The organism is Cryobacterium sp. PH31-O1 (genome assembly GCF_030063455.1).
Taxonomy (GTDB): Bacteria; Actinomycetota; Actinomycetes; order Actinomycetales; family Microbacteriaceae; genus Cryobacterium.
The window spans coordinates 232552-255040 of sequence record NZ_JASITB010000003.1; the positions used below are offsets into that span (position 1 = coordinate 232552).

General features: G+C 67.5%; 21 protein-coding genes. 7 read left to right on the forward strand and 14 right to left on the reverse strand.

Annotated elements, in window-relative coordinates; all coding sequences use genetic code 11:
* Positions 1–11: 11 nt before the first annotated feature.
* The 6 genes from pcaDC to QMK31_RS08340 all read right to left on the reverse strand — a co-directional run bounded on the left by pcaDC (position 12) and on the right by QMK31_RS08340 (position 6208).
* On the reverse strand, positions 12–1271 hold the full coding sequence (pcaDC, locus tag QMK31_RS17230) for a bifunctional 3-oxoadipate enol-lactonase/4-carboxymuconolactone decarboxylase PcaDC (RefSeq protein WP_349361550.1): 1260 nt from the start codon (positions 1269–1271) through the stop codon (positions 12–14).
* The gene (locus QMK31_RS08320) at positions 1268–2740 is read right to left on the reverse strand and encodes a lyase family protein (protein WP_283500480.1); all 1473 of its coding nucleotides are present in this window, start codon (positions 2738–2740) and stop codon (positions 1268–1270) included. Before QMK31_RS08320 ends, pcaDC begins: the two co-directional genes overlap by 4 nt.
* On the reverse strand, positions 2733–3308 hold the full coding sequence (pcaG, locus tag QMK31_RS08325; protein ID WP_283500481.1) for a protocatechuate 3,4-dioxygenase subunit alpha: 576 nt from the start codon (positions 3306–3308) through the stop codon (positions 2733–2735). Before pcaG ends, QMK31_RS08320 begins: the two co-directional genes overlap by 8 nt.
* Positions 3301–4092, reverse strand: coding sequence for a protocatechuate 3,4-dioxygenase subunit beta (gene pcaH, locus QMK31_RS08330; protein ID WP_283500482.1), 792 nt, complete (start codon positions 4090–4092; stop codon positions 3301–3303). The genes pcaG and pcaH overlap by 8 nt, the downstream gene beginning before the upstream one ends.
* A gap of 17 nt (positions 4093–4109) precedes the next feature.
* Complete coding sequence (locus QMK31_RS08335; RefSeq protein ID WP_283500483.1) at positions 4110–5291, reverse strand: 4-hydroxybenzoate 3-monooxygenase; 1182 nt, start codon at positions 5289–5291, stop codon at positions 4110–4112.
* 104 nt (positions 5292–5395) lie between these two features.
* Positions 5396–6208, reverse strand: coding sequence for an IclR family transcriptional regulator (locus tag QMK31_RS08340; RefSeq protein WP_283500484.1), 813 nt, complete (start codon positions 6206–6208; stop codon positions 5396–5398).
* A 301-nt stretch (positions 6209–6509) separates the two neighbouring features.
* Here QMK31_RS08340 and QMK31_RS08345 point away from each other — a divergent pair, with 301 nt between their 5' ends.
* The 3 genes from QMK31_RS08345 (at position 6510) to QMK31_RS08355 (ending at position 9086) form a co-directional block, all read left to right on the forward strand.
* On the forward strand, positions 6510–6926 hold the full coding sequence (locus QMK31_RS08345) for a DUF6855 family protein (protein WP_283500485.1): 417 nt from the start codon (positions 6510–6512) through the stop codon (positions 6924–6926).
* Between the two features lie 139 nt (positions 6927–7065).
* Positions 7066–8298, forward strand: a complete 1233-nt coding sequence (locus tag QMK31_RS08350) for an NRAMP family divalent metal transporter (RefSeq protein WP_502852767.1) — start codon at positions 7066–7068, stop codon at positions 8296–8298.
* A complete protein-coding gene (locus QMK31_RS08355; RefSeq protein WP_502852769.1) occupies positions 8295–9086 on the forward strand; it encodes a putative hydro-lyase in 792 nt (263 codons plus the stop codon). The genes QMK31_RS08350 and QMK31_RS08355 overlap by 4 nt, the downstream gene beginning before the upstream one ends.
* A 69-nt stretch (positions 9087–9155) precedes the next feature.
* On the opposite strand, the gene QMK31_RS08360 is transcribed toward QMK31_RS08355, so the two are convergent.
* The 4 genes from QMK31_RS08360 to QMK31_RS08375 are packed head-to-tail and all read right to left on the reverse strand — an operon-like array spanning position 9156 to position 13920.
* On the reverse strand, positions 9156–9836 hold the full coding sequence (locus QMK31_RS08360) for a GntR family transcriptional regulator (RefSeq protein WP_283500487.1): 681 nt from the start codon (positions 9834–9836) through the stop codon (positions 9156–9158).
* Positions 9837–9861: 25 nt separating this feature from the next.
* Complete coding sequence (locus QMK31_RS08365; protein ID WP_283500488.1) at positions 9862–11589, reverse strand: acetyl/propionyl/methylcrotonyl-CoA carboxylase subunit alpha; 1728 nt, start codon at positions 11587–11589, stop codon at positions 9862–9864.
* A gap of 3 nt (positions 11590–11592) precedes the next feature.
* Positions 11593–13158 (reverse strand): 5-oxoprolinase subunit B/C family protein, encoded by a 1566-nt coding sequence (locus tag QMK31_RS08370; protein ID WP_283500489.1) that lies wholly within the window; start codon positions 13156–13158, stop codon positions 11593–11595.
* A gap of 3 nt (positions 13159–13161) precedes the next feature.
* On the reverse strand, positions 13162–13920 hold the full coding sequence (locus QMK31_RS08375) for a LamB/YcsF family protein (protein WP_283500490.1): 759 nt from the start codon (positions 13918–13920) through the stop codon (positions 13162–13164).
* Positions 13921–14158: 238 nt separating this feature from the next.
* Here QMK31_RS08375 and QMK31_RS08380 point away from each other — a divergent pair, with 238 nt between their 5' ends.
* Positions 14159–14527 carry a hypothetical protein gene (locus tag QMK31_RS08380; RefSeq protein WP_283500491.1) on the forward strand — a complete coding sequence of 123 codons (369 nt, stop codon included), beginning with the start codon at positions 14159–14161 and terminating at the stop codon, positions 14525–14527.
* Positions 14528–14653: 126 nt separating this feature from the next.
* On the forward strand, positions 14654–15217 hold the full coding sequence (locus tag QMK31_RS08385) for a hypothetical protein (RefSeq protein ID WP_283500492.1): 564 nt from the start codon (positions 14654–14656) through the stop codon (positions 15215–15217).
* A gap of 30 nt (positions 15218–15247) precedes the next feature.
* Here QMK31_RS08385 and QMK31_RS08390 read toward each other — a convergent pair whose 3' ends face one another.
* The 4 genes from QMK31_RS08390 to QMK31_RS08405 all read right to left on the reverse strand — a co-directional run bounded on the left by QMK31_RS08390 (position 15248) and on the right by QMK31_RS08405 (position 18873).
* Positions 15248–15904 carry a response regulator transcription factor gene (locus QMK31_RS08390; protein ID WP_283500493.1) on the reverse strand — a complete coding sequence of 219 codons (657 nt, stop codon included), beginning with the start codon at positions 15902–15904 and terminating at the stop codon, positions 15248–15250.
* Positions 15901–17364: a sensor histidine kinase gene (locus tag QMK31_RS08395; protein WP_283500494.1), complete on the reverse strand. Its 1464-nt coding sequence runs from the start codon at positions 17362–17364 to the stop codon at positions 15901–15903. The genes QMK31_RS08390 and QMK31_RS08395 overlap by 4 nt, the downstream gene beginning before the upstream one ends.
* Before the next feature lie 127 nt (positions 17365–17491).
* Complete coding sequence (locus tag QMK31_RS08400; RefSeq protein WP_283500495.1) at positions 17492–18139, reverse strand: CoA transferase subunit B; 648 nt, start codon at positions 18137–18139, stop codon at positions 17492–17494.
* Between the two features lie 17 nt (positions 18140–18156).
* On the reverse strand, positions 18157–18873 hold the full coding sequence (locus QMK31_RS08405; RefSeq protein WP_283500496.1) for a CoA transferase subunit A: 717 nt from the start codon (positions 18871–18873) through the stop codon (positions 18157–18159).
* A 169-nt stretch (positions 18874–19042) separates the two neighbouring features.
* Between QMK31_RS08405 and QMK31_RS08410 the strand changes: the two genes are divergently transcribed.
* Together QMK31_RS08410 and QMK31_RS08415 are read left to right on the forward strand one after the other, a co-directional pair.
* Positions 19043–19894 (forward strand): IclR family transcriptional regulator, encoded by an 852-nt coding sequence (locus QMK31_RS08410; protein WP_283500497.1) that lies wholly within the window; start codon positions 19043–19045, stop codon positions 19892–19894.
* A gap of 90 nt (positions 19895–19984) precedes the next feature.
* Positions 19985–22294, forward strand: coding sequence for a putative bifunctional diguanylate cyclase/phosphodiesterase (locus QMK31_RS08415; RefSeq protein ID WP_283500498.1), 2310 nt, complete (start codon positions 19985–19987; stop codon positions 22292–22294).
* Positions 22295–22489: the final 195 nt, after the last annotated feature.

The window sequence follows — 22489 nt, forward strand, 5'->3', positions numbered from 1 at the left end:
GTGCAGGTCCTTTAGCTGGGCCGAATGGTGGTGTCGTCTGGAATATTCGAGGCCGCATCGAGCGCGGCGAAAGTTTCGCGAGCCACGGCGAACGCTGCGTTGGCGGCCGGCACGCCCGCGTAGATCGCGGTGTGCAGAATGGCCTCGCTGATCTCGGCACGGCTCAACCCGTTGGTCAGGGCGGCACGCACGTGCATCGCGAGCTCACCCTCGTGCCCGCCGGTGACGAGGGCCGCGATGGTCAGAAAACTGCGCGTGCGGCGGTCGAGGCCCGGCCGGGTCCAGATCTCGCCCCAGGCGTAGCGGGTGATGAAATCTTGAAACACCGCGGTTTCGGGCGTGATCGCGGCGGTGGCCGCATCGACGTGTTTGTCACCAAGGACCGCGCGGCGCACGGCCATGCCGTCGGCATAAGCGGATGCCGCCGTGCGACTCCCCGGGAGCGGCTCGGCCACGTCGGCCGGGTGCCATTCGGTCACACCGCGCGTTGCAGCCCCGGCCACCCATTCGTCGAGCAGTACCCCGACGTCGAGCGGCTGCTCGAGGGACGGCAGGTGCGCGACCCCGGCCAGCTCTACGGCCCGGGCCCCCGGGATGCGCGAGGCGACCTCCTGGAGTTGACGGCTCGGCGTCACGGAGTCGAATTCGCCCGAAACGCACAGGACGGGCGTGCGGATGCCGCCGAGGGCATCCGTTTGGTCGAAGACGGCGAGCGCTTCGCAGGCGAGCGCATACGATTCATCGTCGATATCGAGCAGCTGGTTGAGCGCATGGGCGCCGGCCCTGGGGTCGCGGCTAAGAAAGTCGGGAGCGAACCAGCGCGCGGCGCTGCCCGCTATAAGCGACGGGGTGCCGCTCGCCCGCACCCCGGCCGCCCGCTCGGTCCAGGCGTCGAACGTGCCGATTTTCGAGCCGGAACAGAGCACGGCGAGGCTCGCGAGACGCGCGGGGTGATTCACGGCCAGGGCCAGGCCGATGGCGCCACCGAGGGAGATGCCCGCATAGTGAAAAGTGTCGACAGCGAGTGAATCGGCCAAGCCGGCGACGGCGTCGGCGACCTCTTCAATCGTGAACGCGGCAGACGCTTTCGGACCGAACCCGTGCCCGGGCAGATCGAAGCGCAGTACCCGATGGGTGGCGGTGAGCGCGGGCACAACGCTCGCCCACAGATCGGTCGTGGTGCCAAGCGATGGTCCCAAAATGATCAGTGGCGCGTTCACGTCACCGTTTTGCGCCGGCTCGACGGTGCAGAGGATGACGGGCTGACTCATGAAATCCTCACGTCGTTGTTGGATTGGGTTCTTTCTTCGACGATAGCGCCTCGGTCTGACACCGCCGCTCGCCGCCGAAAGCTCTGCACGACGCGGTCGATGCCGGCGGCGGACTGTCCGGATTCGCCCTCATAGTTGAACGCCGCCCAGACCTCGGCGCGCAGCGCATCACTGCAGCCCTCGGCAATGAGCATGCTGGCGAGCACGACCTGCAGTGGCCGGTTGGTGACGAAGGCCTCCTGCGCGGCGCGTTCGACCAGCGCGAAGGCGGTGGTCTTGCCCACGGTTTCGGCCAAAATGGTGGTGACGCGCTCACTGAAAACGAGCCCGTCGGTGAGATCGAGATTGGCGCGCATGCGATCAGGGTCGACATCGAGGCGGGCGGCGAGCGACGCCGCGCCGGTCACGGCCGAAATTGTGAGCCGTTCGAGCACCCGCAACGACTGCCATTCCGCGTGCCAGGCACCGCTCGGGCGCTGGTCTTCGGCCAGCATGCTGCCGTAGAGAGTGGAGGCCAGCCCCGGCGTCTGCAACGCCGCCGCCGTGATCAGCACGGCTGAGACCGGGTTGCGTTTGTGCGGCATGGCGCTGGATCCTCCCTGGCCGGGGGCGAGGCGCTCGCTGACCTCGGCGATTTCGGTGCGGGAGAGCACCGATACGTCGAGGGCGAAGGTGCCGGCGACACCGGTTGCGGCGGCGAGCACCGAGGCGAGTTCGGAGATGACGACCCGATTGGTGTGCCAGCTCAGGCGCGGCACGGCCAGGCCAACGTGGTGGGCGAACCGCTCCAAAATGGTGTCGAGAACGTCGGCGGCGGGGGCGTCGCTGCGCCTCGCCCGCGCGATCTCGGTGAGCACGGCGAGGTTGCCGACCGCTCCGCCGAGCTGCACCGGCAGGGTCTCGGCGATGCCGTCGAGTCGGGTGAGAATCAGCAGCACGGCGTCGAGCCAGCCGGCCGCGACGAAGCCGAAACTGGTCGGCGAGGCCTGCTGGCCGAGAGTACGACCGCTCATCACCGTGCCGCGGTGCTGCTCGGCGAGGTCGGCGAGGATACCGCCGAGGGCATCGAGCTGGTCAATGAGTTCGCGAGTCACCCGCCGGGCCACGATCATCGCGGCCGTGTCAAGGATGTCCTGGCTGGTCGCGCCGACGTGAATGTGGTCTGACGCCCCGGCCCGCACGCTCTCGGCCGCCCGGCCGAGGTGTTTCACGAAGGGAATCACCGGGTTGCCGCCGCCGCGGGCTTCGAGCGCGATCGCGCCGAGGTCGAACTGGCTGGCGTCGGCGAGCTGGTCGCAGACGGTGAGCATCCACTCCGGGGCCAGACCCGCGTCGACGAGCGCGCGGCTGAGGGCGAGCTCGGCGTCGACCATCGCCTGCAGCCAGGCCTGGTCGCTGGTCAGTTCGGATTCCCGGGTGCCGTGACTGAGCGGGTTGAGCAGCCCGGCATCAAAACTGTGATTAGGCATCGAAATCCAAAAAGACGGTCTCGTTCTCGCCCTGCACGCGAATGTCGAAACGGTAGGAATCGGATCCCCCGACGACGCCCTCCGAGACGCAGATGAGGGTGTCCCGGCGGTCGGCCGGCAGGCTGCGCAGCACCGCGTCGCTCGCGTGCAGGGCAGCATCCTCGGCGAAGTAGGCGCGGGTGAACAGGTGGTGGGTCACTCCGCGGGCGAACACGGTCACCAGGATGTAGGGAGCCGCGGCGCCGGCCGCCCCAGGTTTGAGGGTCGTGAAGGTGTAGTGGCCGGCGATCGTGGTCGCACAGCGACCGAACCCGGTGAAGGTGAAGCCGTCACGGTCGAGGCTGCCGAGTTCGCGCATCAGCGCGCCGTTCTCGTCGGCCTGCCAGATCTCCAGCAGGGCGTCGAGGATGGGCTCGCCAGCGCCGTCGGTGACGGTGCCGTGAAAGCGGATGGCGCGGGGATGATGCCCGGGAACCAGCTCCGGCCCGCCGGCATAGGGCAGGGCGTAGCCGTAGAACGGGCCAACCGTCTGCGACGGGGTCTGCAGGGCGGGGGTGGGCTCACTCATCGGCGCCTTCACTTTCCATCCAGGTTGATTTGGGTCCGGTGAGTACGATGTCCCAACGGTACCCGAGCGAGAACTCGGGCACGCTCAGGCTGTGGTCGTACTGCCCGATCAGGCGGGCGCGAGCGTCGGCGTCAGCGATCGACTGGTAGATCGGGTCGAGCGCGAACAGCGGGTCGCCGGGAAAGTACATCTGCGTGATCAGGCGCTGCGTGAACGCGGTGCCGAACAGCGAAAAGTGGATGTGCGCGGGTCGCCACGCGTTCATGTGGTTCTTCCACGGGTAGGGTCCTGGTTTGATCGTGGTGAACGAGTACTCGCCCTTGTCTCCGGTGATGGCGCGGCCGACTCCGGTGAAGTTGGGGTCGAGCGGGGCCGGATGCTGGTCGCGTTTGTGCACGTAGCGTCCGCCGGCGTTGGCCTGCCACAGTTCGATCAGCTGGTGCCGCACCGGGCGGCCCTCGCCGTCGAGCACCCGGCCGCTCACCGTCATCCGTTCGCCGATCGGTTCGCCGGCGTGCTGGATGGTGAGGTCGCTCTCGAGCACGTTGACGTCGGTGTGGCCGAAGGCGGGTGAGACCCGTTCGACCTCTTCCGGGTCGACCCGCACGAGCTCGTGGGTAGGGTGGCGCAGCAGGGAGCTGCGGTACGGGGCGTAGTCGCGGCGCGGCTGCAGTTCGGGCGAGCCGCCGGCGGCGACGCGGGCGGCGACGCGGGCGGCGGCATCCGCTTCGATCGCTTCGATCTCGGCGGTGATCTCGTTCTGGCTGGCTGGTGCGTTGGTCATGATGTCCTCGATTTCTACTAGAGCAGGAGGCCGGTGTACTGCTCGGCGAGCATGCGCGCAGCGAGCGGCGAGTGGGTGACGTAGTCGAGCTGGCCGAGCTGGCTGCGGTAGTCGAAGGCTCCGGTCTGCAGGTCGCCGGGGCTGGTGTGCAGCATCTCGGTCATCCAGCGGGAGAACTGCTGCACCCGCCACTGCCGGGCCAGCGCGGTGTCACTGTAACCGGCGAGCAGGGTCTCGTCGTTCGCGTAGAAGGCGGTGAGTGCCGCGGCGAGCTGGGTGACGTCGGAGATGGCGGAGTTGAGGCCCTTTGCGCCGGTCGGCGGCACGATGTGCCCGGCGTCGCCGACCAGGAACAGGTTGCCGTAGGCGAGGCGAGAGGCGACGAAGCTGCGCATCGGGGTGATCGATTTGTCGGTGATCTGGCCTTCGGCCAGGCTCCAGCCGGGGGTGCCGAGGCGGGTGTGCAGCGCCTCCCAGATGCGCTCGTCTGACCAGTTCTTGATATCGTCGGCCGGGTCCACCTGCAGGTACAGTCGGGAGACGACCGGCGAACGCATCGAGAGCATCGCGAATCCGTCTTCGTGCAGGGCGTAGACGAGCTCGTCGGAGGACGGTGCCACGTCGGCGAGGATGCCGAGCCAGGCGTAGGGGTAGCTGCGGTCGAACAGGGTGATCTCATGGCTCGGAATCGAGGCGCGGCAGATGCCGTGAAACCCGTCGGCGCCCACCACGAAGTCGGCGTTGATGGTGTGCTGTTGGCCGTCATGCACGAAGGTGACGCTCGGGCTCTTGGTCAACAGGCCGTCGACGGCCACATCGGACGCCTCGTAGTAGATCGTCGACCCGGCGGCTTCGTGGGCGGTGACGAGATCTTTCACGACCTGCTGCTGGCCGTACACGGTGACGGTGCGGCCGATCAGCTCGTTGAAGTTCACGTTGTGGCGCTCGCCGGCGTACTGCAGAAATATTCCATCGTGCTGCAAGCCCTCGGCTGCGAGGCGGTCACCCAGCCCGAGACGGGTCAGGGTTTCGACCGAGCCCTGTTCGAGAACGCCGGCGCGGATGCGGCCGAGCACGTACTCCTGCGAGCGGTTTTCGACGACGATCGAGTCGATGCCGGCGTCGCGCAGGGCCCAGCTCAGGAGAAGGCCGGCGGGACCGGCGCCGATGATGGCGACGCGGGTGGTTTCGTGGGGCACAGGTTCTCCTAGCGACGGTGACAGGGGGCGTTGTGATCAGTGTGGACGGCGGCGGGCGGCTGCGCGGGAGAATTTCCACTCAGTGAAAGTTAGTTTGTGTGGTGTCACTGCTGAGCCCGACGGTAGCCGAGGGCACGGCTGACGCCCTGCGCGGCCAGCCGCACCGCATACTCCCGCTCCGGGTCGACGATCAGGGTGGTGCGGGTCACGATCGACACGGCGGCGACGACCCGTCCGGTGCGGTCGCGAATCGGGGCCGCGATCGAGCTCGACCCCCGGGTCATCTCCTCGGACAGGCGGGCCACTCCGGTCAGGCGAATCTCGGCGAGTCGTTTGCGCACGGCGTCCGGCTCGGTGACGGTGCGCGGCAGAAAGCGCTCGAGCCCGGTGGCGAGGTACGCCTGCAGAACGTCGGCCGGAGCGTGGGCTAACAACACGAGCCCGACCCCGGTGGAGTGCAGCGGCAGTCGCGCACCGACCCGGCTGGTCAGGCGCACGGCGTGATGCCCGGAGAGCTTCTCCAGATAGAGGGCATCACGCCCGTCGAGAATCGCGAGGTGCACATGCTCGCGCGTCGTCTCGTAGAGGTCTTCGAGGTAGGGCAACGCGATGGTGCGGAGGTTCTGGGCGGTCGGGGTCTGCACTCCCAGCTCCCACAGCTTCATGCCGAGCGAGTACTGGCCATTGTGTTGTTTGGTCAGGGCGCCCCAGCCGACCAGCTCGCCGACCAGCCGGTGGGTGGTCGAGAGCGGAAGCCCCGCACGTTCGGCGAGCGCCGTGAGGGTCAGGGTGAGCGAGGTGGCCCCGGCCGGCGCCGCGAAAGCGTCGAGAAGGGCAAACAGTCGGGCCGCGACGGAGCGGTCGTCGACGACCGTTAGGGGGCCGTTCGCGCGCTTCAATGCCGGTTTTCCGCTCATATCCGGCCACGCTACCGGCTACTTCCACTGAATGGAAGACACTGTCCATTCCCCCGCCGGGCCGCGCGGCCCGCTCGGCTGCCCCATCCGCCCCACCCAATCGGCATAACTCCTGCAATTTGTGCGATCGTCAGAATTGTTCCGCGCAATCACGAGGAAGTAACCGATGGGCTCCAGAAATTGCAGGAGTTATGCACCGGGGTGACAGGCATTCCTGCCCGATGCGCTCGTTCCGTAGCGATTCAACCCGCGACGAGCCATGATGAATCGGTTGAGAACCCCAGATCACGAGGAGACAGAGATGACCAGCACGAGCATCGGAACCGGCACCAGGGACGACCCGTGGGTGCTGCGCACTCCGCCGGGGTCGTCGGAGTACCTCATGTATCGCGACGAGGCGGCCACTCCCCCCGCCCTCATCTGCAAGGTCGGGTCGACCACGCTGTCCTACCGGCTGAGCTGCGTGGAGGACCTGCATACCATGCTCAAGGAGAACGGCGACTGGGTCGAGCTCGGTGCCGCCGATGAGAAGAAGGAGGCCAGGCCTGACACCGTCGAGGCCTGGGGTCGCGCAGAGAATAACCCGGTTGGAGGCTGGTATGGCCTCAAGAACGGTTTTCGCGGACGCTTCGGCATGTATGTGCCGCCACTGCTCGAAGCCCTCGGCCTCGCCGAAGTGGAACACAACCCCCGCAACAACCGGATGCGCGCGCTCTAGCCGCCGCCAGCGTTTCGGGCAGATTACAAGATGTACCAATTTGTCCCAAAGAGTTGCGGGGATTGTTGAACAATCATAGGCTTTCTCACATTCAGTGACCGCCGGTGCTGACTCGTATCCCAAAGAAGTGAGCAGCCCCATGGCCACGACCGTCAAGCCCGTCATGGGCAAACCGAAGAAGAAGCTCAGGAACAAGCATCGCGGCGCGCTGCTCGGAGCCATGTTTCTCATGGCCACGAGCGCGGTCGGTCCCGGCTTCATCGTGCAAACCACCACGTTCACGGTGCAGCTCGGCGCCGCCTTCGCGTTTGCCATTCTGGTGTCGATCCTGGTGGACATCGCCGTTCAGCTCAACGTGTGGCGGGTGATCGGGGTGAGCGGTAAGCGCGCCCAGGAACTCGCCAACACCGTGCTGCCCGGCGCCGGCTGGTTTCTCGCCGCGCTCATCTGCATCGGCGGACTCGTCTTCAACGTGGGCAACATCGCCGGTACCGGCCTCGGCACGAACGTGCTGTTCGGCATCGACCCGAAGATCGGCGGCCTCATCTCGGCCGCGATCGCCATCGCCATCTTTCTGAGCAAGCGCGCCGGCGTCGCCCTCGACAAGATCGTCGTCGTGCTCGGCGCGGTCATGATCCTGCTCATCGGCTATGTGGCGATCGTGTCGCAGCCGCCGCTCGGCGAAGCGCTCAAGAACGCCGTCATTCCCGACAACGTTGACTTTCTCATCATCACGACCCTCATCGGCGGCACCATCGGCGGCTACATCACCTACGCCGGCGCGCACCGCATGATCGACGCCGGCGTCTTCGGGCCCGAAAACGTGGGCGAGATCACCAAAAGCTCGATTCTGGGCATCATCATCACCGGCGTGATCCGGGTGCTGTTGTTCCTGGCCATTCTCGGCGTCGTCGCCGGCGGCGTAGCCCTCACCAGCGACAACCTCGCCGCCGAAGCGTTCCAGTCCGCGGCCGGCGACATCGGCCTCAAACTGTTCGGCGTGATCCTCTGGGCCGCCTCGATCACCTCGGTGATCGGTGCCGCGTACACCTCGATCTCATTCGTCACCACCACCAAGACCTCGCCGCGGGTGCGCAGCATCGCCACCTGCGTGTTCATCGCGGTGTCGGCCACCGTCTTCACCCTGGTCGGCCAGGCCCCGGCCACCCTGCTGATCATGGCTGGCGCAGTGAATGGGCTGATCCTGCCGGTCGGCTTTGCCGTCATCCTCTGGGTGGCGTGGCGCCGCCGCGACCTGCTCGGCGGCTACGTCTATCCCAAGTGGCTGCTCGTCATTGGCGTCGCCGCCTGGCTGCTGACCCTGTATCTCGGGTACCGCTCACTCGGCGGCCTGGTGCAGCTGTGGGCGTGAGCGTCATCAACCGGGCAAAGCTCACGCCAGCCCAAGCCCGCGCCCTGTTCCGCGACGGGCTGGCCACGCCGACAGCGGGCTGGTCGAGCGGCTTCACCCAGGCCAACCTCATCATCGTGCCAAAAGAGCAGGCCTTCGACGTGCTGCTCTTCGCCGAACGCAACCCGAAACCGTGCCCAATTCTCGGGGTGCTTGAGGCCGGCCAGACGAGTGGCCCGCTGCTGGTCGGCGGCGATATTCGCACCGACGTCGGCCGCTACACGATTTACCAGAATGGCGTGCTCGTCGACGAGCCCACCGATCTGACCGACTGGTGGCGCGACGACCTGGTGACCTTCATCGTCGGTTGCAGTTTCACCTTCGAGTCGGCGCTGCAGCAGGCGGGCATCCCCATCGCCCACATCGAGCAGGGCCGCAACGTGCCGATGTATCGCACCAATCGGCGCTGCGCCCCCGCTGGCAGCATGGCCGGGCCGCTGGTCGTGTCGATGCGCCCCATCGCCGCCGAACGGGTAGCGGATGCCGCGCGCATCACCGCACGTTACCCCGCCGTGCATGGCGCCCCCGTGCACATCGGGGATCCGGCGGAGCTCGGCATCCGCGATCTCGCGCGGCCCGATTTCGGGGACCCGGTGGCCGTAGCCGACGGCTTCGTGCCCGTGTTCTGGGCCTGCGGAGTCACCCCTCAGGCGGCTGTGATGGAGTCAGCCCCGCCGCTCGCGATCGGCCACGCCCCCGGCCACATGCTCATCACGGATGCCCGCGACTCCGACTACCTGGTGCCCTAGACCGGCGGGTGCAGTCCGCCAGTTGATACCGCGGCGCGGGCGAACGCCCAGCCGGGCGGCGGCGCGGCCCTACCCGCGGGCGTGCGCCGCGAGCAGCTGCGTCTCAGCGCGGCGCAGGTAGTCGACCATGAGCGTGGCCGCCTCCGCCCGCTCCCCCGACTCGAACGTCGACAGGATGTCGGCGTTGTCGTCGATGTAGGGGGCGTGAAAGAGCGGGTCGGCGACCATGGAGTAGAAGACCAGCCGCATTTCGGCGAGCACCTGCGTCATCTGCGCGCCCAGCCGGTCGCTTTTGGTCAGGGCGACGACCCCGGCGTGGAAGTCCTGATTGGCGCTCGCCATGCCGGGCACGGAACCGGCGGTGCGCGCGGCGCGGGCGCGCGCGATGGCGGCGTGGAGGGTATCCGTTTTCGCGTCGGTCGACCAGGTCAGCGCTGCCGGTTCGAGAAAACGCCGCACGCGGTAGATCTCGCGGATGTCGTCGGCGGTCGGACGGGTTACGAAGACGCCGCGGTTCGGGATGCGGGTGACGATGTGTTCCTGGGCCAGGGTCGCGAAGGCCTCTCGCAGGGTGTTGCGGGAGACGCCGAGCACCTCGCAGAGTGGTTCCTCCGACAGCTTGGCGCCGGGTGCGAGCTGGCCGGCCGAGATGTGTTCGCGCAGCATCGACGCGGCCCACAGGCCGGTTTCGGCGTGGCGCACGTCGACGCTCTGGCGACGCAGGTCGGGGAGGATCTCGTCGAGGGTCATACCCACACAGTATCGACTCTCGCGCTCAGGCCTCGATGCTGGCCACGACGTCGGATAACGTCACCGCGTCGCCGGCGGCCACGAGCAGGTGCCCGAGCGTGCCGGCGCGGTGCGCGACGACGGTTGACTCCATCTTCATGGCTTCGAGCACGAGCAGCACATCGCCCTCGGCTACCGTGGCGCCGGGTTCGACGAGCCATTTCACGACGGTGCCGCTCATGGTGGAGTGCAACTCGGCCGGGTCGGCCTGTTCGATCGGCGCCACCGGGGCAGCGCCACCCTGCGCGAAGCCAGCGAGCAGGTTCTCGGGCAGGCCGAGCTCCATCCTCCGCCCGTCGAGTTCGATTGTGATGGTGCGGCGGCCCACCGGCACGGCGGCCGGAGCGAGCTGGGGGTCGTTGGCGAGCTGCTCGGCGAACTCTGTTTCGATCCAGCTGGTGTACACGCCGAGCCGGTCCGGTGCGGTGAACGCGGGCAGGTCGACGACCGCCCGGTGGAACGGAAGCACGGTCGGCACGCCCGCGATCTCGAACTCGGCGAGCGCCCGGCGGGCCCGGCGCAGCGCCTGCGGCCGGTCGGCACCGGTGACGATGAGCTTGGCGAGCAGCGAATCGAATTGCGGGGCCACCGCGTCGCCCGAGCGGATGCCCGCATCCACCCGGATTCCCGGCCCGGTCGGCACCGTGAAGGTCGTCACGGTGCCGGGCGAGGGCAGAAAGCCGCGGCCCGGGTCTTCGGCATTGATGCGAAATTCGAAGGAGTGGCCGTGTGCCACCGGGTCCTCAGCCACCGGCAGCGGCCCGCCGGCGGCGATGGTGAGCTGGGCGAGCACGAGGTCGACGCCGGAGGTCTCTTCGGTGATCGGGTGTTCCACCTGCAGGCGGGTGTTCACCTCGAGAAAGGAGATGCTGCCGTCGTCGGCGAGCAGGTATTCCACGGTGCCGGCGCCGACATACCCGGCCTCCCGGCAGATGGCTTTGGCGGAGGTGCAGATGAGGCCCTGCTGCTGCTCGGTGAGGAACGGCGCCGGCGCCTCTTCGACCAGTTTCTGGTTGCGGCGCTGCAACGAGCAGTCGCGGGTGCCGACGACGATCACGTTGCCGTTCCCGTCGGCCAGAATTTGCGCTTCAACGTGGCGGGGCTGGTGCAGAAAACGTTCGACATAGCATTCCCCTCGACCGAACGCGGCCAGGCTCTCCCGCACCGCCGAGTCGAAGGATTCCTCGATGGCGTCGAGTTCCCAGACCACCTTCATGCCGCGGCCGCCGCCGCCGAACGCTGCCTTGATGGCCACCGGCAGGCCGTGTTCCTCGGCGAAGGCGCGCACCTCGACGGCGGTTTCGAGGGTACCGTTCGAGCCGGGAACGAGCGGAGCGCCCACGCGCACCGCGATCTCGCGCGCCGAGACCTTATTGCCGAGCACCCGGATACTCTCCGGGCTCGGCCCGATCCAGATCAGCCCGGCGTCCTGCACGGCCTGGGCGAAGTCGGCGTTCTCAGAGAGAAATCCGTAGCCCGGGTGCACGGCGTCGGCGCCGGCCCGGTGGGCGATGGCGAGCAGCTTCGGCACGTTGAGGTAGGTGTCTGCGGGGTTGTTGCCGCCGAGCGCGTAGGCCTCGGTAGCCATGCCGACGTGCAGCGCGTCGGCGTCGACGTCGGCGTAGACGGCTACCGAGTCGAGCCCGGCGTCGGAACAGCCACGAATGATGCGCACGGCGATTTCGCCGCGGTTGGCAATGAGTACTTTCTGCACGGTTCAGCTCTCGTTCGGGGTTTCAGGGGTAATGGCGGCAAAGCGGATGCGCGCGCCCGGGCCGAGCTGCGCCGCCCGGTCCAGGTCGGCGTGCAGCACAACGCCGAGCACCGGGTAGCCGCCGGTGACCGGGTGGTCGGCGAGGAACAACACCGGAACACCGGAGGCCGGCAGCTGGATGGCGCCGGACACGGTGCCCTCACTGGGCAGTTCTCCAGGGCGCGCGCGGTGCAGCGCCGGCCCGTCGAGGCGCAGGCCGATACGGTTCGACTGAATGGTGACGGCCCAATCGGTGCGGTCGAAGTCGGCGAGCGTTTCGGCGCTGAACCAGTCGGCGCGGGGGCCGCGCACGTACCGCAACACGGTCAGGTCGGCGGGCGGGCTCGGCGCGGGTTCAGCCGCCCCGACCACACTCGTGGCCGGTGCCGGCAGCACCGTCAATTCGGCGCCGACGACGAGCGGCGCCGGCCCAATACCAGACATCGAGTCGGTGGAGCGGCTGCCGAGCGCGAGCGGCAGGTTTAAGCCGCCACGCACGGCCACATAACTGCGCACGCCCCACAGCGGGGCGCCCAGGCTGAGCCGTTCACCGATGTGCAACGCGAACGGGGCGTCGGTGGGCACGACGCGGGGGGCGGCATCCGTTCTGCTGATCGTGAGGAGAACGGATGCCCCCGCCACCGCGAGCACCTGCTCGGTGCGGGCCTCGAGCACGAGGCCGCCGAGGGCGTTCTCGAGTACGGCGGCCGAGGCCGGGTTGCCAACCAGCCGGTTGGCACGGCGCAGGGCACCGCGGTCGAGGGCACCGGCGCCGGCCACGCCGAGGTGGGCGAGGCCGGGGCGGCCAAGATCCTGCACGGTGGTCTGCAGCCCCGGCTGTACGACGAGAAGATCGGCGGGCAGGTCGGCGACGTCGGTCACGACGGTCGTCGGCGCGGCGCGCACGAACTCGCGCACCGCACGGAACTGCACCCGGTTGCCCGGCTGCACGAGTGCGGGCTGGTCGCGGTCGAGGTTCCACAGGGTGGCGTCGGTGCGGCCAATCAGCTGCCAGCCGCCGGGAGTGACGCGTGGGTAGACGGCCGAATAGTTGTCTGCGAGCGCCACCGAACCGGCCGGAACGGCCTTTCGTGGGCTGTCCCGCCGGGACACCCGCAGGCGGTCGTCGCCGACGAGGTAGGCGAAGCCGGGCGCGAAGCCGCCGAACGCGGCGGTCCACTGCTGCCCGGTGTGCGCCCCGATCACGCCGTCCCGGCCGAGCCCGGTGAGGTCGCCGACCTCGTCGAGGTCGTCACCGTCGTAGATCACGTCGATGGTCACGAGCTCGTTCTGGCCCGTGGCGGCCGCGCCCGGCGTGATCGAGCGCAACCGGGCCGCGAAGCCGCGAGCGGCTTTCGCCGAGTCGGCCGTGACGAGCACCGTTTCGGCGGCGGCGATCAGGTCTACCTGCCCGGGGAGCGGATGCTCACGCAACGCCTCATACAGCCCGAGCACCTCGCTGAGGCTGCCGAGTTGCACGAGCACGGCCCGGTCGCCGACGGGACGGATGGATCGAATGGTGGTCGTCATCCGCTAGACGAAACTCGCAACGGAAACACCGGCGGCTAGCAGGGCCGAACGCACCGCCGCGGCGAGCCGCACCGCGTCGGGGGTGTCGCCGTGCAGGCAGATGCTCGCTGCCGGCATCGCGATGACCGAACCGTCGACGGCGATGACGGTTCCCTCGACCGCGAGGCGCACGACCTGCGCCGTGACCGCTTCGACCGAGTGCAGAACAGCACCGGGCAGCGTGCGTGACACGAGGCTGCCGTCGGGGTTGTAGGCGCGGTCGGCGAACGCTTCAGCCACGGTTCGCAAGCCCCCAGCCTGGGCGCGGCGTTCGATCTCGCTGTTCGGCAGCACCATCAGCGCCAGGGTCGGGTCGACGGCGCGCACGGCGTCGATCACGGCCTGCGCCTGAACCGGGTGGTGGGCGATCGCGTTGTACAGGGCGCCGTGCGGTTTCACATAGCGCACGGTTGTGCCGGCTGCGCGGGCGAGGGCCTGCACGGCGCCGATCTGGTAGATCACATCGTTGCTGAGTTCGGCCGCATCCATGTCGATGAACCGGCGGCCGAAGCCGGCCAGGTCGCGGTAACCGGGGTGCGCCCCCACGGTGACGCCCGCGGCGGCCGCGGCGGCGCAGGTCGCGCGAATGGTCGTTGGATCGCCGGCGTGAAAGCCGCCGGCCACGTTGACGCTCGTGACCGAGGCGATGATGGCGGCGTCGTCGCCGACGGTCCAGTTGCCGAAGGACTCTCCGACGTCGCTGTTCAGATCGATGGTTGGCATGGTACCCGTCTTTCGTTCACCCTAGACTGCCGTAGTTCTAGCAATTGTTCAACAATCTGACTGAACTTCGTGCCGATTCTGCTGCACCGAAAACGGATGCGGCCGCCTCAGTGTGTCGGCCGGTCGCCCTGGCTTCGACTCCCGTACGACAAATCTAAGAGAATTCTCACGCAGCTCGTACTCTGGGCTCACCCGCGAGATCCACACTGAGAGCACAGATTGTCAATCGGGAGGCACCATGAACGTGCGCAGCAGCTGGGCTCGACCGCTGGTCTGGATCGTCGGCACGGTCGTCGGTGGGGTCGTCGGTGCGTTCGTGCTCGTTGTTATCGCTTCGACGCTCGCCGGATCGCTCGCCATCGCTGAGCAGCCGGGGCGACCCATCGAGGTTCCGGCGGTGTCGGTGCAGCAGCCGAACGGGGCATCCACTGCGGCGGCGACACCAACGCCGGGCGCCGAGCCGACCAGTCCCAGCACCAGCCCCGAGGCTGTTCCCGCCCAGGATCCCGTCGCCGTGGACGATCACGGCGGCGACGCCCCCGGTCACGACGACGATTCCGGCTCTGATGATTCGGGCGGCAGCGGGTCGGGCAGCAGCGGCGGCTGATCCCCATGAGAGTGCTCTCATGCACTTCTCCTGCCGGTCTTATCGGCGTGCGGTTGATTGATCTCGTGGCGATAATCACCACGCAATCCATCCGCCGCTTGCTCGGCGCAGACGAAAGGTCACCCCATGTTTCAGATGACGAAGAAGCGCACCCTCACCCTCGCAACCCTCGGCCTCGCCGGATTGATGTCGGTCGGCGTGATTGCCGCCCAGGCGAACACCGCCCCGACCCTCCTCGCCCCGACGAGCACCTCCAGCAGCAGCCCGGTCGCAACCGACCTGCCCGATGCTCCCGACGACAGCGACGGCCGCGTCGGCTCCGGCAACGGCATCGACGACGTAGCGGATGCCCCGGATGACAGCGATGGTCGCGTCGGCTCGGGCAACGGCATCGACGACCAGGCCGATGACTCCATCAGCAACGATGTGAATGATGCGCCGGACGACAGCGACGGCCGTGTCGGCTCCGGCCACGGCACCGACGACGTGAACGACGCCCCCGACGACAGCGACGGCCGTGTCGACAGCAACTCCGGCCCCGGTAACGCGGCCACGGTCGACGACTCCGGCAACTCAGGCCGCGGAAGCAACTCCGGCCACGACGCCGACGCCAGCAACTCGGGCGAAGACGACGCCGACGAGAGCAACTCCGGCAGCGATGACTCGGGCCACGACAGCGATCACGAGTAGCCAGCCCGCGGAGACGAATGGGCTGTCGACTCAGGTGAGTCGGTAGCCCATGCCTCGTACCGTTTCAATGCGGTCCGCACCGAACTTGGCGCGCAGGTACCCCACGTAGACGTCCACGATGTTCGACCCGGGATCCCAGGAATAACCCCAGACCCGGCTGAGTAGTTGTTCCCTGCTCAGAACCTGGTCGGGGTGCCGCAGAAATTCTTCGGCGAGCGCGAACTCCCGTGCCGAGAGGTCGACCTGCCGGCTCCCCAACGTCGCTCGGCGGGTGCGCAGGTCAAGTTGCAGCCCGTCGACGCTGAGCACGCTACTCGTCGCCCGCGGGGCCTCGGCCATGCGCAGGCGCACGCGGGCCAGCAGTTCGTCGAATCGAAAGGGCTTCGACATATAGTCGTTGGCTCCGCCTTCGAGGCTCGCGAGCGTGTCTTCGGCCGAGTCCCTGGCCGTCAGCACGATCACCGGCAGCGCCGACCCGTCGGCTCGCAGCTGTCGTAGTACCTCGTAGCCGTCGAGCCCTGGCAGCCCGATGTCGAGAATCAGCAGGTCGAACCCGCCGGTGATGGCGTAGTCGAGGGCATCCGTTCCGGTGCGCACCACCACGGTGGTGAAACCGGCGGCGACGAGCCCCTTTTCGACGAAACTGGCGATGCGGTCTTCGTCTTCGGCGATCAGAATGCGGCTCACGAGCGGATGCCCTTCGGGTCGGGTGACGCAGGTGCCTGGTCGGTGGGGAGGTCGATGGTGAACGTGGCGCCTCCGCCGGGGGTCGTGGAGACCAGGGATGTACCGTCGTGGGCCTCGGCAATGGCCGCCACGATCGCCAGGCCGAGGCCGGAGCCGGCCGGGCCGCGGCCGCGAGTTCCGCGCTGGAACCGGTCAAAAACGCGCGGCAGCAGTTCTTCGCTGATGCCCGGCCCGTGATCGCTCACCCAGAGTTGCAGGCGGGGCCGGCCCGCGGCATCCGCTGTGAGGGTACTCCCCAGCTCGATCACTCCGGTCGGTGCGCCGTGACTGACCGCGTTGGCCGCGAGTTGCAGCAGCGCCTGGGTCAGTTTGTCGGCGTCCACGGCCACGACCACATCGGCCGTCGCCGACACGACCCAACTGTGCGCCGACAGCGCCGCCGCTTTGAGCCGCACGCGCTCCACGAGCGCGGAAATGTCGGTGGGGCGGCGGTTCGCGAGGGCTGACCGTTCGACCTGGGCGAGCGCCGAGATATCCCGCACGAGCCCACCCATCCGGTCGAGTTCATCGATCGCGAGGTCACGGGTAGCCACCACATCGCCCACGCTGGCGGGGTTCATCAGCTCGAGATGCCCGCGCACAATGGTGATCGGCGTCTTCAACTCGTGTCCGACGTCGTCGAGCAGCTGGCGCTGCCCGGTGAGCGCGCCCTGCAAGCGGTCGAGCATATCGTTCACGGTCAAGGTCAACGCCGACACATCGTCATGACCCACAACCGGGATGCGTTCGCTCACATCCGACGCGGTGATGCGCGCTGCGGCCTCGCGCAGTGCCCTAATGGGGCGCAGCAGGCGACCGGCCACGACCCAGCCAACCAGCCCGACGACGATCAGGGTCACCAGCCCCACGAGCAGGTAGGTGCGGGAGGCGTCGGAAACGGGCTTCAGTTCGGCGTCGAGGTCGAAGGCGGCGATGAACGTGCCCTGCGCCGGGTCGCCGTCGACGGAGACCGGGACGAAAACATAGCGCAGCAGGCGGCCCGACGCCGTGACGGTACCGAGCACGACCTCGTTTGAAGCCGTTTCGGCCTCGCTGCGCTGCACGAGCGCGTCGTCGACCAGCCGAAAGTCGACGGCACGGGGTTCGAACGCCGCCACACCGTCGATGACGGCAAGGGTGCTCTCATTTGTTGCCGGGCGCACCCCTGCGATAACGGCGCGCAACGCGCTGCGCAGGTCGAGCGCGGCGGAGTCGGCGGCGACGATGCGCACGTCGTCGACGGTGTCGGTGAGCACCGAATCGATGTCGCTCAGCGTGCGTTCGCGCTGCACCACATAGGCGGTGGTTCCCGCGATCGCCAGCCCGGCCGCGGTCACGAGCAGGATCGCCGCCAGAATGCGCACGCGCACCGACAGCGCCGGGCTTCGCCGCCACGCGGGCACATCGATCGGGTCCGACATGCACCCAGTATGGCCGCTGCCACCGACAGGCCCGTACACTCCCCACGCGGACGCCGCCCCCAGCGCCCGACCGGCCGCGCTCCGGCATCCGCTTGAGCTATTAGCTCGGAGCGAGCTCCTCCCGCCATTAGCTCGGAGCGAGCTCCTCGACCGTGAACGCGGCCTCGGTGGTGTCCTCAATGTCTTGCAGGCTTATACCGGGGGCGCGCTGCCGCAGCACGAGGCCGGTCGGCGTCACGTCGAAGACGGCCGTGTCGCTGATGATGCGGTCCACACACTTCAGACCGGTCAGCGGCAGCGTGCACTCGGTCACGATCTTGGCCGAGCCATCGCGAGCGACATGCTCGGTGAGCACGATCACGCGCGGGGTGCCGGCGACGAGGTCCATCGCGCCGCCCATGCCCTTGACCATTTTGCCGGGAATGGTCCAGTTGGCGAGGTCGCCCCGGCCGGAAACCTGCATCGCGCCGAGGATCGCGACCTTCACGTGACCGCCCCGAATCATGCCGAACGAGGTCGCCGAGTCGAAGATCGATGCCCCCGGAAGCACGGTGACGGTCTGTTTGCCGGCGTTGATAAGGTCGGCGTCCTCCTCGCCCTCCCACGGGAACGGCCCCATGCCGAGCAGCCCATTCTCGCTCTGCAGCGTCACTCGAACGCCGTCAGGCAGATTATTGGCGACGAGCGTTGGAATGCCAATACCGAGGTTCACGTAGTCGCCGTCGCGCAGTTCCTCTGCCGCAATCGCGGCCATTTCGTCTCTGGTCCAAGCCATGGTAGTTCTCCCCTTGCCTAAGCGGTGGCCAGCACGGGCCGGCTGCGCACGGTGCGCTGTTCGATGTCTTTCACCCGGGCCGCGGCCTGGACCAAGCGCTGCACGTAGACCCCCGGGGTGATCACGTGGTTCGGATCAATATCGCCTGGCTTCACGATCACCTCGGCCTCGGCGATCGTCACGAGACCGGCGGTCGCCACGACCGGGTTGAAGTTGCGGGCGGTGAAGCGATACTCGAGATTGCCGAGGGCGTCGGCCCGCCAGGCTTTCACCAGCGCGACATCGGCGACAATTCCGCGCTCCTGCAGGTACGTTTCGCCGTCGAAGTCGGCGAGCGGCTTGCCCTCCGCGATCAGCGTGCCGACGCCGGTCTTGGTATAGAACGCGGGAATGCCAGCGCCGCCGGCCCGCAGCCGCTCGGCGAGAGTGCCCTGGGGGCTGAACTCAACCTCGAGCACGCCGGCCAGAAACTGCTCGGCGAACAGCTTGTTCTCGCCGACGTACGAGGCGATGACCTTGCGCACCTGACCGGCTTCGAGCAGCACACCCAGGCCCTTGCCGTCGACGCCCATGTTGTTCGACACGACGGTGAGATCTTTCACACCGGATTCCCGCACCGCGTCGATGAGATCAGCCGGAATTCCGCTGAGCCCGAACCCACCGACCGCGAGCACCATCCCGTCGCGCAGAACATCGTGCAGGGCCTCGCTCGCGCTGGCCTGAACCTTAGACATGCTGTCTCCTCGTTGAGTGTGGGCCACCACATCTGTCCACCTTGTGGACATCGGCTCGTTACGTCATGGTATTCAGGCTCGCTAATGCCTGTCAATTGCTTCTTTCTTGAGATTCCACCCCGTGAACAGTAGGCTCCAAATTATCCACATTATGGACAGAAAGGGCGAAATGATCGATCATTCAGCCGTCGCGGAGAGTCGGAAGCCACGCAGCACCCAGCCGGTGCCGGTGCCGCAGCCCGTGCAGGGCGCCCAGGTCGTCGCTCGCATCGCTCTGCTACTGCGGCTGGTGGGCCGCAACCCGGCCGGCACGCCGCTGGCCGAAATCGTGCGAGACTCCGGACTGACCCGGCCCACCGTGCACCGGCTGCTCACCTCGCTCGCCGCCGAGGGCCTGCTCAATCACGATGCCGTGAGCCGCACCTGGCATTACGGCCCCGAGGTCTTCGTCATGGGAACCGTCGCCGCCGCCCGCTACCCCATCGAAGAACTCGCCCGGCCGAGCCTCGTACGCCTTGCCGAGAAGACCGGCGAGAGCGCGTTCCTCTCCATCCGGCGCGGCGCCGAAACCGTGTGCCTGCTGCGGGAGGAGGGCAGCTTCCCCATCCGCTCCTTCGTTCTGCACGAAGGGGTGCGCTTTCCGCTGGGGGTCGCATCCGCTGGAATCGCGATCATGGCCTACCTGCCCGACGACGAAGTGGATGCCCTCCTCGGCGACACCGCAGCGTTCGCGGCTCGCTGGGGCGCTGCGCACTCACCCGCGAGCATCCGCTCCAACCTGGAGAGCACCCGCATCACCGGTTACGCCGTCAATCCCGGGCTCATTCTGGAGGGCAGCTGGGGCATGGGGGCCGCGATCTTCGATCGGGCCGGCCGCCCGGCTTGGGCGCTTTCGCTCACCGGTATCGAGCCGCGGTTCAAGCCCGAGCGCCAGAAGGTGCTCGGCCAGCTGCTGCTCGACGAGGCCAGTCGCATCACCCAAGCCCTGCAGCAAGCACGACGAGCCTCCGACACGATCTAGCGAATTTGGCAACGGAGCACTGGTACCTTCGAGAGAACTGTCGGGCCGTTCTCAGCTCCTCGTCTGACATCACAGACTGTAAGGAACGGCATGGTCAAATCGAAGAACATCGCAGTGGGTACGGCCGCGCCCACTCTGCTCCGACGCCCGGTCGGCGTTCTGCAGGGCACCCGCTGGCTCTTTCTCTGGCTTGCCCTGCTGACCCTGCTCTTCAGCGTGCCGGGCTCGCTCTCGCTGGTGGGAGTCAACGCGGTCCCCTTGCTCCTGGCGGCGGTTGCGACCCTCGTCCTGTGGGGTTCGTGGATCTACAGCTTTCTGCGGCAACGCGTTCCGTTCGCGCTGGAGGTGCTCGATGCCATCGCCCTCACCGCGTTCGCCATGGCCGGCCCCTCTACAGCAGCGATGACACCACTCTTGCTGGCGAGCGCGTGGCTTCGCACTCTCTACGGCACACCATGGCGATCGGTGGTTCGCAGCGTGCTGTACGCCACAGCGCTCGTGGGCGTCACGGTACTCTGGCCGCTTGTCCCCGAACACACGACCGCACCTGACCTCCTGCGGCAAGCTGGCGTCATCTCGATCGTGGTGCTCACCATCGTGGCGGCTGGCCAATTGCGCACGTCCCTGCAGGCCTACGACTGGGCCATAGAACGTGACCAGGAACTCACCCGCGCCGGCTCGATGCTGCTCGGTCTAACCGATCCCCACCGCATCCGCGCGCTGGCCTGGAACGTTGCCAACCAGCTGACATCAACGACGCCCGGGCTTCGAGTACTCAAAATCGTGCGCGACGGCGACCTGCTGCGCATCGGCGCGCGCACCGGGGACTTCGCCGATCTTCCCGAGGCGTTTCCGTTCTCCGTACTGCAACTCACCGGCACGGACAGAACGGATGCCCGCATCACCGACTTCGCACCGCTTAACGCTGCGGTCGGCCTCCCCCTGGTCTGGGAGTGCATTTCCCTCACCGAGCAGTCCGAGCAGGCCTGGCTTCTGGTCGGTGCACCCAACCGCATCCCGGCGGGCACAATCCTGTCGACCCGCAGCCTGGTCAACCAGGTAAACCTGGCCCTACGCAACAGCGACGCGCACCACCAACTGGAGGCGCAAGCGACACACGATCCGCTGACCGGCCTCGATAATCGGTTGTCATTCACCACCAAACTCGCCGCGCTCCTCGACCAGAGCGCTACACCCGCTTCGCTGCACGTATTGTTTCTCGATCTGGACGACTTCAAAGACGTCAACGACCAGCTGGGACACCGGGAAGGTGACACCGTGCTCATCGAGGTGGCTGCGCGATTGCGGCGCTGCATCCGCCCGCTCGACGTCTGCGCACGGCTCGGCGGCGACGAATTCGCCGTCGTGCTGCGGAGCACCACCGACGACGGCGCCACCGCTATTGCGCAACGTATGGTGCGCGCTGTGTCCGAGCCGGTCATCGTTACGGGGCGTTCCGTGCAGGTCGGCGCCAGCGTAGGCGTGGCCGCGGCCACCACGGGCCTCGACCTCGACGAACTCGTGCACCACGCAGACGTGGCCATGTACGCCGCAAAAGCGAATGGAAAGGGGCAGGTTCAAGTATTCCAGCCCGGCCTGCTGCAGAGCCAATCGATGCTGATGTCCTTCGAACGCCGACTGAATCGTGCCGCCGCAGCGGGTGAACTCGAGGTGCACTACCAACCGATCATGTCTCTGACCGACCTGGTCTGCACCGGGGCTGAGGCTCTGGTGCGCTGGAACCACCCCGAGCGCGGTCTATTGTTGCCCGACGAATTCGTGCCGCTGGCCGAAACCACCGGTTCCATCATCGGGGTCGGTGCTTTCGTGCTGCAGACCGCCTGCGCTGAGGCCGCCACCTGGCCCGAGTCGTCGCCGGGCGTGCCGATGACCGTTCAGGTGAATGTCTCGGCGCGCGAGCTGGAGAGCGTCAACTACGTTGACTCGGTCCTGCGCTACGTGGCCGAGAGCGGGCTCCCCGCCAACCGGCTGGTACTCGAGCTGACCGAGACCGTGGCGCTGCAGTCGGTGGCGGCGCTCGAACGGCTGAAGACCTTGGCGACCCACGGTATCCAGCTCGCACTGGACGACTTCGGGACCGGCTACGCCTCGCTGTCAGCTCTGCGGTTGCTGCCGATTACGGTGGTGAAGCTCGACGCGTGTTTCGTGAGCGGGATGCACACCAACGTGGTCGATCGCAGCGTGGTAGAAGCCGTCGTGCAGATGAGTACGAAGCTCGGCATCACCACCATCGCCGAGGGAGTGGAATATCTCGAGGAGCAGAGTCTACTGGTGCAGATTGGCGCAGATTCGGCTCAGGGGCACCTGTATTCCCGGGCCGTTCCCGCAGCAGAGCTGCACCCGTGGCTCACGCAGACCACCCGCGCCCGCTTGGGCTAAACCAACATTCAGCGATCTGGGTAACGAAAAGGCCACCGTCTCCGGTGGCCTTTCTTCGTGCAGGTGGTGGAGCTAAGGAGATTCGAACTCCTGACCTTCTCATTGGGATTTAGTGGAACCCTTGCCCCGCGCATGTCAGTGTTTATCAGGGATGCACGCCCGCTAGAGGTCAACACATTGCATGGCGGACGGCCG

Bases quoted from the DNA above. Each gene is read 5' to 3' on its own strand.
- pcaDC (WP_349361550.1), bottom strand. From the start codon at position 1,271: ATGAGTCAGCCCGTCATCCTCTGCACCGTCGAGCCGGCGCAAAACGGT.
- QMK31_RS08320 (WP_283500480.1), bottom strand. From the start codon at position 2,740: ATGCCTAATCACAGTTTTGATGCCGGGCTGCTCAACCCGCTCAGTCAC.
- pcaG (WP_283500481.1), bottom strand. From the start codon at position 3,308: ATGAGTGAGCCCACCCCCGCCCTGCAGACCCCGTCGCAGACGGTTGGC.
- pcaH (WP_283500482.1), bottom strand. From the start codon at position 4,092: ATGACCAACGCACCAGCCAGCCAGAACGAGATCACCGCCGAGATCGAA.
- QMK31_RS08340 (WP_283500484.1), bottom strand. From the start codon at position 6,208: ATGAGCGGAAAACCGGCATTGAAGCGCGCGAACGGCCCCCTAACGGTC.
- QMK31_RS08345 (WP_283500485.1), top strand. From the start codon at position 6,510: ATGACCAGCACGAGCATCGGAACCGGCACCAGGGACGACCCGTGGGTG.
- QMK31_RS08350 (WP_502852767.1), top strand. From the start codon at position 7,066: ATGGCCACGACCGTCAAGCCCGTCATGGGCAAACCGAAGAAGAAGCTC.
- QMK31_RS08360 (WP_283500487.1), bottom strand. From the start codon at position 9,836: ATGACCCTCGACGAGATCCTCCCCGACCTGCGTCGCCAGAGCGTCGAC.
- QMK31_RS08370 (WP_283500489.1), bottom strand. From the start codon at position 13,158: ATGACGACCACCATTCGATCCATCCGTCCCGTCGGCGACCGGGCCGTG.
- QMK31_RS08375 (WP_283500490.1), bottom strand. From the start codon at position 13,920: ATGCCAACCATCGATCTGAACAGCGACGTCGGAGAGTCCTTCGGCAAC.
- QMK31_RS08380 (WP_283500491.1), top strand. From the start codon at position 14,159: ATGAACGTGCGCAGCAGCTGGGCTCGACCGCTGGTCTGGATCGTCGGC.
- QMK31_RS08385 (WP_283500492.1), top strand. From the start codon at position 14,654: ATGTTTCAGATGACGAAGAAGCGCACCCTCACCCTCGCAACCCTCGGC.
- QMK31_RS08395 (WP_283500494.1), bottom strand. From the start codon at position 17,364: ATGTCGGACCCGATCGATGTGCCCGCGTGGCGGCGAAGCCCGGCGCTG.
- QMK31_RS08400 (WP_283500495.1), bottom strand. From the start codon at position 18,139: ATGGCTTGGACCAGAGACGAAATGGCCGCGATTGCGGCAGAGGAACTG.
- QMK31_RS08405 (WP_283500496.1), bottom strand. From the start codon at position 18,873: ATGTCTAAGGTTCAGGCCAGCGCGAGCGAGGCCCTGCACGATGTTCTG.
- QMK31_RS08410 (WP_283500497.1), top strand. From the start codon at position 19,043: ATGATCGATCATTCAGCCGTCGCGGAGAGTCGGAAGCCACGCAGCACC.
- QMK31_RS08415 (WP_283500498.1), top strand. From the start codon at position 19,985: ATGGTCAAATCGAAGAACATCGCAGTGGGTACGGCCGCGCCCACTCTG.